At 70.1% G+C, this 11,739-nt stretch carries 18 protein-coding genes and 1 pseudogene; 9 read left to right on the top strand and 10 right to left on the bottom strand.

Annotated features, from left to right (window positions below; translation table 11 throughout):
* Positions 1-2: 2 nt before the first annotated feature.
* The 4 genes from ACIQ87_RS09440 to ACIQ87_RS09455 form a co-directional block, all read right to left on the bottom strand.
* Positions 3-527, bottom strand: coding sequence for a DUF6879 family protein (locus tag ACIQ87_RS09440; protein ID WP_402403969.1), 525 nt, complete (start codon positions 525-527; stop codon positions 3-5).
* Positions 499-741, bottom strand: a complete 243-nt coding sequence (locus tag ACIQ87_RS09445) for a hypothetical protein (RefSeq protein ID WP_402403972.1) — start codon at positions 739-741, stop codon at positions 499-501. The genes ACIQ87_RS09440 and ACIQ87_RS09445 overlap by 29 nt, the downstream gene beginning before the upstream one ends.
* Positions 742-1,009: 268 nt before the next feature.
* Positions 1,010-1,270 carry a hypothetical protein gene (locus tag ACIQ87_RS09450; RefSeq protein WP_402403975.1) on the bottom strand — a complete coding sequence of 87 codons (261 nt, stop codon included), beginning with the start codon at positions 1,268-1,270 and terminating at the stop codon, positions 1,010-1,012.
* Positions 1,270-1,635 (bottom strand): ATP-binding protein, encoded by a 366-nt coding sequence (locus tag ACIQ87_RS09455; RefSeq protein WP_402403977.1) that lies wholly within the window; start codon positions 1,633-1,635, stop codon positions 1,270-1,272. The genes ACIQ87_RS09450 and ACIQ87_RS09455 overlap by 1 nt, the downstream gene beginning before the upstream one ends.
* Positions 1,636-1,872: 237 nt before the next feature.
* On the opposite strand from ACIQ87_RS09455, the gene ACIQ87_RS09460 reads away from it, so the two are divergent.
* From ACIQ87_RS09460 to ACIQ87_RS09470, 3 genes are all read left to right on the top strand, one after another.
* Positions 1,873-2,736: a helix-turn-helix domain-containing protein gene (locus ACIQ87_RS09460; RefSeq protein WP_402403980.1), complete on the top strand. Its 864-nt coding sequence runs from the start codon at positions 1,873-1,875 to the stop codon at positions 2,734-2,736.
* The gene (locus ACIQ87_RS09465; protein WP_402403983.1) at positions 2,729-2,920 is read left to right on the top strand and encodes a DUF397 domain-containing protein; all 192 of its coding nucleotides are present in this window, start codon (positions 2,729-2,731) and stop codon (positions 2,918-2,920) included. Before ACIQ87_RS09460 ends, ACIQ87_RS09465 begins: the two co-directional genes overlap by 8 nt.
* Before the next feature lie 119 nt (positions 2,921-3,039).
* Positions 3,040-3,231, top strand: coding sequence for a DUF397 domain-containing protein (locus ACIQ87_RS09470; protein ID WP_402403986.1), 192 nt, complete (start codon positions 3,040-3,042; stop codon positions 3,229-3,231).
* A gap of 265 nt (positions 3,232-3,496) precedes the next feature.
* Here the strand turns inward: ACIQ87_RS09470 and ACIQ87_RS09475 are convergent, their stop codons facing one another.
* From ACIQ87_RS09475 to ACIQ87_RS09490, 4 genes are all read right to left on the bottom strand, one after another.
* Entirely contained in the window at positions 3,497-3,748 is a 252-nt protein-coding gene (locus tag ACIQ87_RS09475) for a hypothetical protein (RefSeq protein WP_402403989.1), read from the bottom strand.
* A gap of 442 nt (positions 3,749-4,190) precedes the next feature.
* A complete protein-coding gene (locus ACIQ87_RS09480) occupies positions 4,191-4,568 on the bottom strand; it encodes an SH3 domain-containing protein (protein ID WP_402403992.1) in 378 nt (125 codons plus the stop codon).
* Positions 4,569-4,698: 130 nt separating this feature from the next.
* Positions 4,699-5,688, bottom strand: coding sequence for a helix-turn-helix domain-containing protein (locus ACIQ87_RS09485; protein WP_402403995.1), 990 nt, complete (start codon positions 5,686-5,688; stop codon positions 4,699-4,701).
* A 230-nt stretch (positions 5,689-5,918) separates the two neighbouring features.
* Entirely contained in the window at positions 5,919-6,464 is a 546-nt protein-coding gene (locus ACIQ87_RS09490; RefSeq protein ID WP_402403998.1) for an NUDIX hydrolase, read from the bottom strand.
* 92 nt (positions 6,465-6,556) lie between these two features.
* Between ACIQ87_RS09490 and ACIQ87_RS09495 the strand changes: the two genes are divergently transcribed.
* Positions 6,557-6,730: a hypothetical protein gene (locus tag ACIQ87_RS09495; RefSeq protein ID WP_402404001.1), complete on the top strand. Its 174-nt coding sequence runs from the start codon at positions 6,557-6,559 to the stop codon at positions 6,728-6,730.
* Between the two features lie 197 nt (positions 6,731-6,927).
* Here the strand turns inward: ACIQ87_RS09495 and ACIQ87_RS09500 are convergent.
* A pseudogene (locus ACIQ87_RS09500) lies at positions 6,928-7,056 on the bottom strand (helix-turn-helix domain-containing protein); the annotation flags it as partial.
* A complete protein-coding gene (locus ACIQ87_RS09505; protein ID WP_402404004.1) occupies positions 7,053-7,622 on the bottom strand; it encodes a DUF6879 family protein in 570 nt (189 codons plus the stop codon). The gene ACIQ87_RS09505 and the pseudogene ACIQ87_RS09500, both read right to left, overlap by 4 nt.
* A 176-nt stretch (positions 7,623-7,798) precedes the next feature.
* Between ACIQ87_RS09505 and ACIQ87_RS09510 the strand changes: the two genes are divergently transcribed.
* The 5 genes from ACIQ87_RS09510 (at position 7,799) to ACIQ87_RS09530 (ending at position 11,717) form a co-directional block, all read left to right on the top strand.
* Positions 7,799-8,551, top strand: a complete 753-nt coding sequence (locus ACIQ87_RS09510; RefSeq protein ID WP_402404007.1) for a DUF6879 family protein — start codon at positions 7,799-7,801, stop codon at positions 8,549-8,551.
* Positions 8,548-9,390, top strand: a complete 843-nt coding sequence (locus ACIQ87_RS09515; protein WP_402404010.1) for a helix-turn-helix domain-containing protein — start codon at positions 8,548-8,550, stop codon at positions 9,388-9,390. Before ACIQ87_RS09510 ends, ACIQ87_RS09515 begins: the two co-directional genes overlap by 4 nt.
* A 137-nt stretch (positions 9,391-9,527) precedes the next feature.
* The gene (locus tag ACIQ87_RS09520) at positions 9,528-9,686 is read left to right on the top strand and encodes a hypothetical protein (RefSeq protein WP_402404013.1); all 159 of its coding nucleotides are present in this window, start codon (positions 9,528-9,530) and stop codon (positions 9,684-9,686) included.
* Between the two features lie 3 nt (positions 9,687-9,689).
* Positions 9,690-10,862, top strand: coding sequence for a methyltransferase domain-containing protein (locus ACIQ87_RS09525; RefSeq protein WP_402404016.1), 1,173 nt, complete (start codon positions 9,690-9,692; stop codon positions 10,860-10,862).
* Positions 10,863-11,207: 345 nt separating this feature from the next.
* Positions 11,208-11,717 carry a hypothetical protein gene (locus tag ACIQ87_RS09530; protein ID WP_402404018.1) on the top strand — a complete coding sequence of 170 codons (510 nt, stop codon included), beginning with the start codon at positions 11,208-11,210 and terminating at the stop codon, positions 11,715-11,717.
* Positions 11,718-11,739 lie beyond the last annotated feature (22 nt).

Genomic DNA, 11,739 nt, shown 5'->3' on the forward strand with positions numbered 1-11,739 from the left:
GGTCAGACGGTGTACTTCTCGTGCGGCACGGCCCGATCCCAGGCCGCCTCGAACGCGGTGGCGCACAGGCGGGCGACCGCCGGGTCGTCGCTGAGTGACGGCCCGGCGGAATCCCCTTCGCCGGTGAAGTGGTTGAACCGCACCAACTCGCCGTCGAACAACCAGAAGTCGTTGCCCGGCAGGGCGATGTCCGACGCCTGCCGCCGGGGAAGCCACCGGATCTGCTCACCCGCAGCGATGTTGGTGAAGGTACCGGAGTGCTCGAACCGGATGTACTCCGACACCGGCTCGGAAACGATCCGCACGCGCCGGACCTCGACGCCCCGGGCGACGGTCTCCTCGATCAGAGCCAGCCAAGGCCGCCACCAGGACTCACGGTCGTCAGGATCGTGGCGGAAGCCGTCCCGCCACGCCGCGAACGCCTCAACCTCCTTGGCGACGCTGTAGGAGTCACGCATCTCCAAGTGGACCGCGCTGAAGCGGGCGGCGGCCAGTTGGTCAGCGAATGTCGGCACCTTCGGCGGCATCGCACGCCTTCCTCAAGATCGGCGCCATCCGCGCCGGTAGCCGGACCACATCCTCCGTGTCGGGGATGCTGCCGGTCTCCAGGCACTTGGCGCGCAGCTTCTCCTCGGCCTTCCAGCCCTGCACGACGATCTCGTCAGCTTCGTCGTCGTACCAGACGGTCGGGCACTCGTCGTCCCCCGTGTTGGGGTCTATCCCGATCAACCGTAGTGCCATTCCGGCCCCCTCTTGCCAGTGGATTGCGCGGATTGCTCGACGATTCCCGACTGATCGACCACCGTCAAGACTCACATCGCATTCTGATGGACCGCCCGTTGGCCTGTCGGAGCCTGGAGCAGTGCCGCAGCCCCCGGCGCGCGGGCGGCGGGGCGGCGGGCGGGTCAGGCGTCCTCGTCGGGCGTCGGGGCCGCGCGGAGGGCGGTGACGACGCCCAGGGCGACGGTCGCGAAGGCGAGGGCGAGGAGGACGGCGAAGGCCGTCCCGATCAGGTATCGCACGAGGTCCTGCGTTCGGCGTCGAGGAGCAGGGTGAGGAGGTTCAACAGCGTCGAGGCCGGCGCGGCGTTGAAGCGGACGAGGACGCGGCCGTCCATGGTCCTGTCGGTGTCGATCGAGGGGAAGATGAGGCCGAACTCACGCCCCCGCTCCCGGACTTCGTCCAGCAGGGCGCGGATGTGGTCCTCGGTGTAGTACCGGATCCGGGGGTCGGTCGGCAGCATCGGGTGACGGCCGGGGCGGTAGACCATCAGGCGGCGTCCTTCAGCAGCTCGAACCAGACGGACTTGGCACGCTCGTGGGGGTCGACGCCCCAGCGGTGGGTGAGGGCCTCGACCAGCTGGAGGCCCCGCCCCGACTCGGCGAGCAGGGCCAGCGGCGGGGCGGAGGGCAGGACCGGGCTCTCGTCCGTGACGGAGACGCGGAGGGAGTCGCCGACGGAGATGATCTCGACCAGCGGCGCGGGGGTGTCGGTGTGGCGCCAGGCGTTGACGAGGAGCTCGCAGAGGGCGAGCTGCGCGTCGGAGATGAGGGAGGGGGCCCAGCCGACGCGGGTCATGGTGTTGTGGAGGGTGTGCCGGGCGATGGCGATGGTGGGCGTGTTGATGTGACGCATGGGAGTTCTCCCGAGGCGTGAGTGAGGGGGAACCGGCGGAACATGTGTCGCCGTGAGCCAGGCCAGCGGAGATGGGCGTGGCTGCTCTGCGGTGCTTGCTAGCAGGCGTTACTGACGATCCGTCGGATCGAGGTGAGATCGACCATAACGCAGTCGGGCTCAATTTTGAGCCGACTATGGGGATGTTCCCTCGAACGTGGCACCTCCACCGCCCCGACCTGCGGCAGACTGGTCATCATGGCGCTACGACCGAACCCAACCCTTCGCCAGCGGCGGATCGGGACCGAACTGCGGAGGATGCGGGAGCAGGCCGGCCTCGGCGGCAGTCAGCTGGCGCGCGAACTCGGCATCCAGCCCGCACAGATCACACAGATGGAGAGCGGAAAGGGCGGGATCAGCGCGGAGCGGCTGCGGACCATCGCGTCCGTCTGCATGTGTGACAACCAACCCTTGGTCGACGCGTTGGCTGCCATGACCTCGGAGCGAGTGAAAGGCTGGTGGGAGGAGTATCGAGGGATCCTGTCCACTGACTTTCTTGAGATTGCCGAGCTTGAGGCGAACGCGCAGAGCATCTCGACCTGGGCCACGACATACCTCCCCGGGCTACAACAGACCGAGGCCTATGCGGCAGCGGTTTTCTCCCGCTTCGCTCCCTTCATCCCCAGCCACGACCTCGACGCCAGGACCGCCTTCCGCATGCAGCGAAAGGGCACTGTCCGCCAGAACGGGGTTCCCTACTTCTCATTCATCCATGAAGCGGCGCTGCGAATGCAGTTCGGCGGCCCTCGGGTACTCGCCGATCAGCTCGACCACCTCATCGACGACTCGCTGACCAGGCGAGTCTCAGTACGCGTAGTACCGTTTGACCTCGACACGTTCCCGGGCTGCGGCGAGAACATCATGTTCATCGAAGGACCGGTGCCCGAGCTCGCCACACTCCAGATGGATACTGTGGCCGGATGCATGTTCTTCGACGCCCAGGCAGGCCTGGGTCGCCACCGGAGCGTCTTCGAGCATCTGAACTCCGTTGCCCTCTCCGAGGCCGAATCGCGCGAGTTCATTCGATCCATCGGGGATGAAATGCGAGGCAAGTATGCGTGACTCCAAGTGGCAGAAGTCCAGTTACAGCGGGGCTTCGAGCGAGTGCGTGGAGGTCCGCACGGTCAGCGGCGTGGTCGAGCTCCGCGAGTCCGATGAGGGCCACCTCGTCCTCCACACCACCCCCACCGCCCTCGCCGCCCTCCTCCACGGCATCAAAGCCGGCGAATTCGACCACCACGCCTGAACCCTTGCAGCCCCCTTCGCGCAGGAAGTCGGCCTGCCCGACTTCCTGCGCAACCACCTCGTCTCCAGCGCCCCTCGCGCCTGACTCAGCGCAAGGGGCCAACTCCCCCGGAGGCACAGATGACCGACACCGCGTGGCAGAAGTCCAGCTACAGCGCCGCAAACAACGAGTGCCTGGAGGTCCGCACGGTCAGCGGCGCGGTCGAACTCCGCGAGTCCGACGAGGGCCACCTCACCCTCCGCACCACCCCCACCGCCCTCGCCACCCTCCTCCACGGCATCAAGACCGGCGAGTTCGACCACCACGCCTAAACCCTCGCAGCCCCTTGCGCAGGAAGTCGGCCTGCCCGACTTCCTGCGCAACCACCTCGCCTCACCGCCTCGTCTCCACCGCCGCAGTCTCTGGGGCGAGGTGGAGGCGGCCTGGCGCTGGTGGCGCCGCCAGGGACGCCCCGGCTTCGGCGGTTCGGGCTCACCGTCACCCCGTACCGGCGCCGCACTGATTGGAGTGGGAAGTCGGCCCGGCCGACTTCCCACTCCGCAAGAACCGCCCCCGGCTACAGGAGGCGGAGCTGGGTCAGGTGTCGTTTGCGGGTCGGACCGGTGTGTTGAGGAGGAAGAGCCGGCCTGTTGCGGCGGCGGGTCGGCAGTCGAAGGCGTTGGTGAACGGGCCGGTGATCAGTAGCAGGGTGCCGTGGTCGTGGACGCGATGGCGCCACTCGCGGGTGGCGGCGATCTCGCTGTCGAACCAGGTCAGGTCGCCGGGACGTCGGATGGTCAGCCGGGAGCCGGTCAGGATGGTGGACCAGGCGCGTTGAGGGCCTTCCAACTTCCCCTCCAGACGGGCGGATCAGCGTACCGGGGTGGCCGTGGACTGCCCACCCGGGCCATCCTCGAAGCCGTCGGACAGCAAGCCGCGGGGGCAGGACGCAGCAGGGCGGGCGGGGACGCGGCGCGGCGGGCCGCGCAGGCGCTGACCGAGGTCTGCGGGCAGGTGGGCTGGGTTGTACCGGCGGCTCGGGCCGCCGGATCCGGTGCTGGCGGCCAACGTGCGGTGGCTGGCGGGATACTGGCACCCGCGAAACCTGGGCCGGGCCGGGCCGTGCTCAGGCAGAGCGTCGAGTCCATCCTGCGCGCCACGTCGGCCGTCCGGACGGCGGGGCCCCCGTCCGACCGGGCCGGCGTGTAGCTCCCGGGCGGCGTCATGGACGCCGGACCGGCGGCGCGGGTGTGGCCGCGCCACCGGTCCGACGCCGGGTGAGGGCGGTCGGTCAGCAGGGGACCTTGCTGCCGTTGTCGGTGAGGAGGTCGTCGCGGATCCAGCCCTTGACCCCGGTGGCGTCGTTGCGGGCGTAGGTCCACGTCCCGTCACTGGCCGAGACGTAGCAGTGGTAGTCGATCAGCTGGGTCGAGTAGGACATCCCCAGCACCGCACAGCCGGTGCTCGGGCCGCTGCGCATGTTGACGCCGTTCCCGGAGCTCTTGTGCCAGGTGCTGCTGTCCTTGTCGCTGTAGGACACGCCGCAGGCGGCAAGTGCGGGTGTGTCCGTGGGCGCGGCACCGGCGGGGACGGCGGCAGCCAGCGGCACGATCAGGGTGCCGGCGGCCAGCAGGAAAGCCGTGGCGGTGCGCTTGGCGGAACGGTGCATCCAGATCCTCCGTGAGTGTGGCGGGACCGCTTCAGTCCCGCGACCGGGAGGCGCACTCCGGATCGACGGCCGACGTGCGCTCCGATACGACCGTTCCACCACCGTCGGTGCGGTTCGATGGCGAGGCGTGTCAGCCGGTTGGCAATGCGTGCCGTTCCAGGTCCCCCTCGCGCTCGCGCCACTCGCTGGGTGTCAGACCGTAGGCGGTGCGGAAGGCGCGGGTGAACTCGGCGGGCCGCAGAAAGCCCCAGCGCGCGGCGACAGCGTGGATGGCGAGCTGCCACAGGCGCGGGTCGGCCAGGTCGAGGCGACAGCGTTCGAGCCGGCGGTGGCGGATATGCGCGGCTGGCGTCGTGTCCTGCTTCTGGAAGATCCGGTAAAGGGTGCGCAGCGAGATCCGGTGGGCGTCGGCGACGGCCTGGGGGTCGAGCCACTCGGCGGGGAGGTGGTCGTCGATGAAGGAGAGGATCTGCAGGTAGAGGACGCGTTCCCGGGAGTCGCCGGGCACGGCGGCGAGCCGGTCGAGGTGGTGGGCCAGGAAGGTCTCGGTCAGGTCGGTGAGCACCCTGCCCAGCCGGGCCGCCTGGCCGGCGTTCTCCGGGCAGTCGCCGGTCAGCGTGGTCATGAAGCCGGACAGCAGCAGGCCTGTGCCCCGGGTACCGTCGAGCGGCGTTGCGAGCAGGGAGGTGATCTCCCGGTGCGGCAGGTGCAGGAGGCGTTTGGGGATCTGGATCATCAGGCACTGGGCGCGGCTCTGCCCGGGTCCGACGAAGGACTCGAACGGGCACGCGCTGTCGTGGACGACGAGGTCGCCTGGGCCGAGGAGAGCGCTCCGGTCGGCCAGTTCGATGCCTGGATGGCCGCGGCGGATGAACAGAACCTGGTAGTGCTCGGGGTCGAACTGCCGGACCAGCCGCGGTGTGCGCCGCAACGCCAGGGGCGAGTAGTTCATGGCGGCCAGCCGGCAGTCCCCCAGTTGCACGGCGCTCAGTTTGGCCGCGAAGCGGTCCGGGTCGAGCGATCTCATCTGCACGGTGACCGTCCCCCGGACGGCAACCTCCCGCCACGCTCCGATCCAGTCGGTCTCCGGCACCCGGTCACTGTCGTAGAGCGTTTCCACCCAACCCCCAACCTGACATGGCCGCGCCATGTATGCCCACTATACGTCCGTGGGCGAAGGGGCGCGAGACGAGGAGCCGTCAGGGCACGGACGTGGGGCGCGCTCGGCGGCGGCATCGAGGGCGCCGTCACCAGGCCCGTCGACCACAAGGCGGCCGTCAGCAACGAGCCTGGCGATGGCCTTCTTCACACTGGCCGGACCGCGGTGTACCGAGTAAGGACCGCCCCCGGCTACAGGATCCGCAGGTGATCGAGGGCGAGGTAGGCCGCGGCGGTGTCGGTCATCTCTCCCTCGCGGAGCACGCGGGTGCGGAACTCCGCCAGGTCGAGGGTGACCACGTCGATGAACTCGGTGCGCTCCGGCCGCGGTTCGCAGATCTTGACGCAGCCGGTGGCGACGAAGGCGTGGCGGCGGGTGTCGGAGTACGCGTCGAGCCAGTACGACCCGACCTCGCGCACGTCGCCCCGGTAGCCGGTCTCCTCCAGCAGTTCGCGGGCGATGGCGTCCGCCGCGGACTCCCCGGGTTCGACGTAGCCGCCCGGGAGTTCGTGCAGCACGCGGTCGGGGCCCGGGCGGTACTGGCGGGCGAGGATGACGCGCTGGTCTGAGGTGAGGGCGAAGACGGCGCCGGCCGAGCGCTCGCGCTTGAGGTAGAACTCCTCCGTCCTGCCGTCGGGCATCTCGTAGTCGACGCGGTCCACGGCCCGGCCGAACTTGCTGAACACGGTGGTGCGTTCGAGCTCGCGCCACGCCGAGGCGGCGGTGTCGTCGGTCATGGCCAGGACTGTACGACTCGCCCCGTCGAGGAGGGAGCCGCTTCCACTGGGATGGCGGGTGCGGCGCGTCCAGGAGACCACCGGATCGGGTGATGTGGCAGGGCACAGCCACGGCCGGCGCCCTCCTCGCCACCGTGCTCTACCGGCAGGGGGCCCGCTCCGAAGCCGATCACCACGCTGCGCAGGCCGCCGCACTCGCGGCCACCGTCGGCTCCGCGCGCCTGGCCTCGGCCCTCGCTGACATGCGGGCCGCTGCCGGCCGGTGAGTTCGACCACCACACCTGAACCCCCGCAGCCCTCATGTGCGCAGGAAGTCGGCCTGCCCGACTTCCTGCGCACACACCTCACCGAACCGCTCCGACACCGTTGCCCCTCGCGCCCGCCCCGGCGTGAGGGACCAATGTTCGTCGCTCGGTGGGCCCTTGCACTCCGCAAGGGCCCACCGACAGGAAGACCATGCCGGCTTGCCGGCCTTGGACTGCGGCCAACCCAACAGTGCTGCCAGGGCACGGCCGGACAAGCCGCTCTCGGTGCGGAGTTCGCGTATCCGGGCGCCGAGAGCAACTCGTGCCTGCTGAAAGTCAGTGCTCACATGGCGGAAGCCACCTGAGCCCGAAACTCCGTGTAGCGCACCGCGTGGTGCCAGGCGGCGTCCCGGGCCTGGCAGGCGCGAAGGACCTCCGACGGGTCGGTGACCAGTTCCATGCCGACGGTGCGCTCCCCTTCGAAGTGAAAGCGCGCGACCGTGCGGGAGTCGAAGAGCCAGAAGTCCGACAGCCCGGCCAGCCCTGCGGCCTCGGCGTCCGAGCGCCACATGTACCGGATGTCCTCACCGGCCGCCACGTTGGTTCGGGCGCACGCCAGCAGGTACCGCTGCCCCTCGGTCGGCGGGCGGTCCACCAGCCGTACCCGCTCGAACCGTTTGCCCTTGTCGACCATGCGGCGCACGTTCTCGAACCAGGGGTGCCCGACCTCGCCGGCGGTGTCTCCGGTGCGGAGGAACTCGGAGTAGGACGGCATCTGCTTGTCGGACAGGTAGCCGGTCCTGGTCTCCAGCCGCCACGCGGTGTGCTCGAAGCCGTCGTTGATGAACTCGGTGATCTTCTGCTGAGGCACGAACTCCGGCACGGTCGCCCACTCCCTCGGCGCGAACCTCACGAGCAGATCGTGAGGCCTGACTACGGCGTCCTCAAGGTCTCACCAGATCTGCGCCTCGGTCTCCGGGTTGGGCGAATCCCTCAGCCGCCTCAGGAGAATATTCGAGAATCTACACTCACTCCACGTGATCCTCCGGGCATTCTGAGTCAGCCTGATCGACTTCGAGGGGAGCGGCTATGAGCCGACGACTGCGGTACATCGGGAGCACCTCGGACAACAGTGGATGCCCCACGCTCTACGAGGACGCGGAGACCGGGGAGGTGATCGTGCAGGGAGACCTGGTGACCGATCCCGACGAGATCGCCCAGCTCCGCACCATCAAGCCCAGCGAAGGATTCGTGACCGTGCCGCGCGCGCTGCTCGCCGACTTCGCGCCGCGCGACGTGAACCGCGAACGCGTGCTGGTCAGCTACGACGAGTTCGAGGAGATGTTCACGACCTTCCAGCACACGGCCTTCCGGCTGGAGACCCGCCGCCGCTACCGCTCGGACGAGGAGTCCGAGACCTACCGGCAGTTCGTCGCCGGGCTGGCCCCCGAATGGGACCTGGACCACCCCTGGTGCCGCACACGCCGCGAACAGGCGGCCCTGGGCAAGCGGTTCGAGCGAGTGCGCATCATGGACAACCCGCCCACCCTGGGGCAGCGGTACCTGCTCAACAACTCCGAGCGGAACGGTCTGGTCGGCGAGGACATCCGGTACCTCTGGCGTGCCGACGCCGACCGGCTCGGCCTCCCGGCGGAGGATGCCTGGCTGTTCGACTCCCGCTTCCTCGCCCTGCTGCACTTCGACGCCGACGACGACATCACCGAGATCGAGGTGATCACCGACCCGGTGAAGGTGGCCCGCGCCTGCCAGGAGCGGGACGCCGCCTGGCACTACGCCACCCCGCACCGCGAGTTCGCCGCTGGGGTACCGTCCGACATGTGAGCACCGACTTCCAGCAAGCCAGAATCGCCCTCGGTCTGCGGCTCCGTGAGCTGCGTACCGGGGGCGGTCTCACGGGTCGGCAACTGGCCGACCGGCTGGGCTGGACGCAATCCAAGGTCAGCAAGCTGGAGACCGGCCGGCAGACGGCCACCCACGACGACCTCAAGGCCTGGGCCGAAGGCGCCGGGCAGCCCCAGGCAGCAGCCGAGCTGTCGGCGAGGCTACGCGCCTTCGAGTCGGGAACCCGCTCCTGGCGGCGACAGTTGGCCGCCGGGCACAAGCCGGTACAGGACACGCTGACCGTCGAACACAACCGCTCGACGGTCCTGCGCGCATGGCAGAACTCCACGGTCGTCGGCCTGCTTCAGACGGCCGACTACGCCCGGCACATCTTCAGCGCCTTCGTCGACCTCCACCAGTCGCCGCGCGACATCGAAGACGCCGTACGAGCCCGCGTCCAGAGGCAGGAGCTCCTGTACCGGTCGGGCAAGAAGTACCACATCGTCATGTGGGAGTCCGTGCTGCGCAGTCTGGTCTGCCCCCCGGCCGTGATGGCCGCCCAACTCGACCGCCTCAGCGGCGTCATCGGCCTGGACACCGTCTCCCTGGGCATCGTCCCGTTCGAGGCGTCGCTCAGGTTGCCGCCGGCCAACGGCTTCTGGATCCACGACGACCGGCTCGTCATCGTCGAGGACTGGCACGCCGAACTCTGGCTCGACCAGCCCGACAACGTGGCGCTGTACCAAAGAATCTGGGACACGCTGGCCGACTCCGCCGTCTACGGCGCCGACGCCCACCGGGTCATCACGCGGTGCCGCAGGGCTCTCGGGGACGTGTGAGGAATCCCCGCGAACCTCACCCCTCAACAGCTCGAATATCCGGGAATCACGCACCCGCCCTCGACGCGAAAGCCCCTAACGTCCTCACCAGCACCCGTGACAACCACGGGAGTTGACCGACAGCGAAGGGGAAGCACATGCCGATGTTCGACGGTGGCAAGCACGGTGGCGGCCAGGGCAACGGCCAGGGCGGCGGCCAGCAGGACGACTCCAACAGCGGCAACAAGCATGGTGGCGGCGGCAGCGACGAGGGTGGGAACACCTCGGACGGCGCCGGCCCGGCGTCCGGGCGCTGACGGATGAGCGACCGGCACGAAGTGGAGGCCGGCCGGGCCAGGCTGGCCTCCGCGCTCATCGCGAACGGGTCCCTCCTCCCCCACTGGCTGCGCTCCTACCAGGCCGTTCCGCGTCACTGGTTCGTCCCTGACCTGGTCTGGCCGGGCCGGGCGGACGGGGTGCGCCAAGGCGAGTCCGTGCACCGCTTCGCCGATCCGGACGGGTGGTTGAACGCCGTCTATTCCGACGTGCCGCTCACCACGCAGTGGGACGACGGCGTGCACAGCGGGGACGGCCGTGGCACCGTGCCCACCTCGTCCAACTCCATGCCGACCATGGTGTTCTCCATGCTCGCCGCGCTGGGCGTGGCGGACGGGGACAGGGTGCTGGAGATCGGCACCGGCACCGGGTGGAACGCCGCTCTCCTCTCCCATCGTGTCGGGGCCGGGAACGTGGTCTCGGTCGAGGTGGACGGGGACTGCGCGGCCGCCGCGCGGTTCCGGCTCGCGCGCGCCGGGTACGAGCCCCGGCTCGTGGTGGGCGACGGGTCGAAGGGCGTCGCCGGCGGCCCGCAGTTCGACCGGGTGATCGCCACCTGTTCGGTCCGCAGGATTCCGTACGCCTGGATCGAGCAATCCCGGCCCGGCGCCGTGATCGTCGCCCCGTGGGCGCCCGAGTACGGCGGGGAGGCCGTCGTCCGGCTCACGGTCGGCGCCGACGGCACGGCGAGCGGCCGGTTCGTCGGGTCGTCCGCGTTCATGCGGTTGCGCCAGCAGCGGACCGTACGGCCCGGCAGTCCGGAGTACCTGTCCGGACCGTGGCCGGCCGACGGCACGAAGTCGTCGACGCCCCTCTCCCCCGACGAGATCGGCGGGTGGCTGGCCATGTTCGCCATCGGCGTGCAGGTGCCCGACGCGTTCCCGCTGACCGAGCGGTACGCCGACGGCACGTACACGCTGTGGCTTCACGACACGGCCGTCACGTCCTGGGCCACCGCCGACTGGGAGCCCGACCGGAGCGCCTACGAGGTGGTGCAGTCCGGCCCCCGCCGGCTCTGGGACGAGGTGGAGGCGGCCTGGCGCTGGTGGCGCCGCCGGGGGCGCCCCGGCTTCGACCGGTTCGGGCTCACCGTCACGCCCGACGGGCAGACGGTGTGGCTGGACAGCCCGGACGACCCCGTACCGGCGCCGCCCTGAGCGGAGTGGGAAGTCGGCCGGGCCGACTTCCTGCGCAACCACCTCACCGAGCCGCTCCGACACCGTCACCCCTGGCACCGATCCCGGCGCCGGGGAGCATGGCCCGTCGCCCGGCGGGCCCTTGCGCTCCGCAAGGGCCCGCCGACAGAGGGACCCACGCCGACGCGCCCGTATGGCTGCCCAGCTCCGCCGAGGGCGGCCGTGGCATGCGTCAGGTCGGCGAACACGCCCACCGTTGTGGCACTCGCCCCACCCGCGTGCACGGCTTTCGCCGCCCGGCGGCGCCCGGCCCCACCGCGTGATGTCCGCTGGCCTGCGGTCGGCGACGCGCGGCAGTATGCCGCCATGACGACGAACGGAGCCCCCGGAACGGCGGGCGAGGCGGTGCGGGAGTTGCGGGGGATCGCCCACGGGTGGGTCGACGGCCGGTACGGCGACCCGGATCGTCTGGTCCAGGCCGCTCTCCGCGCCCTGATCGTCGGCGTCGACACACCGTCGCTGCCGATCCTCGCCGGGCTCCTGCGCGGCGGGGAGGACCAGGCCCCGGAACTTTTCGGCCAGGTGATGGACGAGCTCGGTTGTGGCTTCCACCCGCCCGAGGACTACTGGGAAGGCCGACTGGCGCTCGCCCGCTGGTACGCCGCCGAGATCGTCGGCGGATGGCTCGACCCCGTCGAGGGCGCCGAACTCATCATCGAGAACGTCGCCGAGGCCTACGGCGAGCCCGCGGAGTTGGCGCCCATGGTCGACGCGGTGAAGGCGCTCCAGAACTACGGCGAGCCGACCTACCCGGACGACATCCCCGCACACCTGACCCGGGCCGCCCACGAACTCCTGGCCCGTATCCCCTCCTGACGGCACGACCGCGCCGACACCG

The organism is Kitasatospora sp. NPDC096204, from assembly GCF_044763205.1.
Classification (GTDB): domain Bacteria; phylum Actinomycetota; class Actinomycetes; order Streptomycetales; family Streptomycetaceae; genus Kitasatospora.

Excerpts from the sequence above, each read along its gene's own strand:
- ACIQ87_RS09480 (WP_402403992.1), bottom strand. The coding sequence starts at position 4,568 with ATGCACCGTTCCGCCAAGCGCACCGCCACGGCTTTCCTGCTGGCCGCC.
- ACIQ87_RS09495 (WP_402404001.1), top strand. The coding sequence starts at position 6,557 with ATGTGGCAGGGCACAGCCACGGCCGGCGCCCTCCTCGCCACCGTGCTC.
- ACIQ87_RS09450 (WP_402403975.1), bottom strand. The coding sequence starts at position 1,270 with ATGGTCTACCGCCCCGGCCGTCACCCGATGCTGCCGACCGACCCCCGG.
- ACIQ87_RS09520 (WP_402404013.1), top strand. The coding sequence starts at position 9,528 with ATGCCGATGTTCGACGGTGGCAAGCACGGTGGCGGCCAGGGCAACGGC.
- ACIQ87_RS09470 (WP_402403986.1), top strand. The coding sequence starts at position 3,040 with ATGACCGACACCGCGTGGCAGAAGTCCAGCTACAGCGCCGCAAACAAC.
- ACIQ87_RS09510 (WP_402404007.1), top strand. The coding sequence starts at position 7,799 with ATGAGCCGACGACTGCGGTACATCGGGAGCACCTCGGACAACAGTGGA.
- ACIQ87_RS09525 (WP_402404016.1), top strand. The coding sequence starts at position 9,690 with ATGAGCGACCGGCACGAAGTGGAGGCCGGCCGGGCCAGGCTGGCCTCC.
- ACIQ87_RS09440 (WP_402403969.1), bottom strand. The coding sequence starts at position 527 with ATGCCGCCGAAGGTGCCGACATTCGCTGACCAACTGGCCGCCGCCCGC.
- ACIQ87_RS09460 (WP_402403980.1), top strand. The coding sequence starts at position 1,873 with ATGGCGCTACGACCGAACCCAACCCTTCGCCAGCGGCGGATCGGGACC.
- ACIQ87_RS09530 (WP_402404018.1), top strand. The coding sequence starts at position 11,208 with ATGACGACGAACGGAGCCCCCGGAACGGCGGGCGAGGCGGTGCGGGAG.
- ACIQ87_RS09490 (WP_402403998.1), bottom strand. The coding sequence starts at position 6,464 with ATGACCGACGACACCGCCGCCTCGGCGTGGCGCGAGCTCGAACGCACC.
- ACIQ87_RS09465 (WP_402403983.1), top strand. The coding sequence starts at position 2,729 with ATGCGTGACTCCAAGTGGCAGAAGTCCAGTTACAGCGGGGCTTCGAGC.
- ACIQ87_RS09455 (WP_402403977.1), bottom strand. The coding sequence starts at position 1,635 with ATGCGTCACATCAACACGCCCACCATCGCCATCGCCCGGCACACCCTC.
- ACIQ87_RS09445 (WP_402403972.1), bottom strand. The coding sequence starts at position 741 with ATGGCACTACGGTTGATCGGGATAGACCCCAACACGGGGGACGACGAG.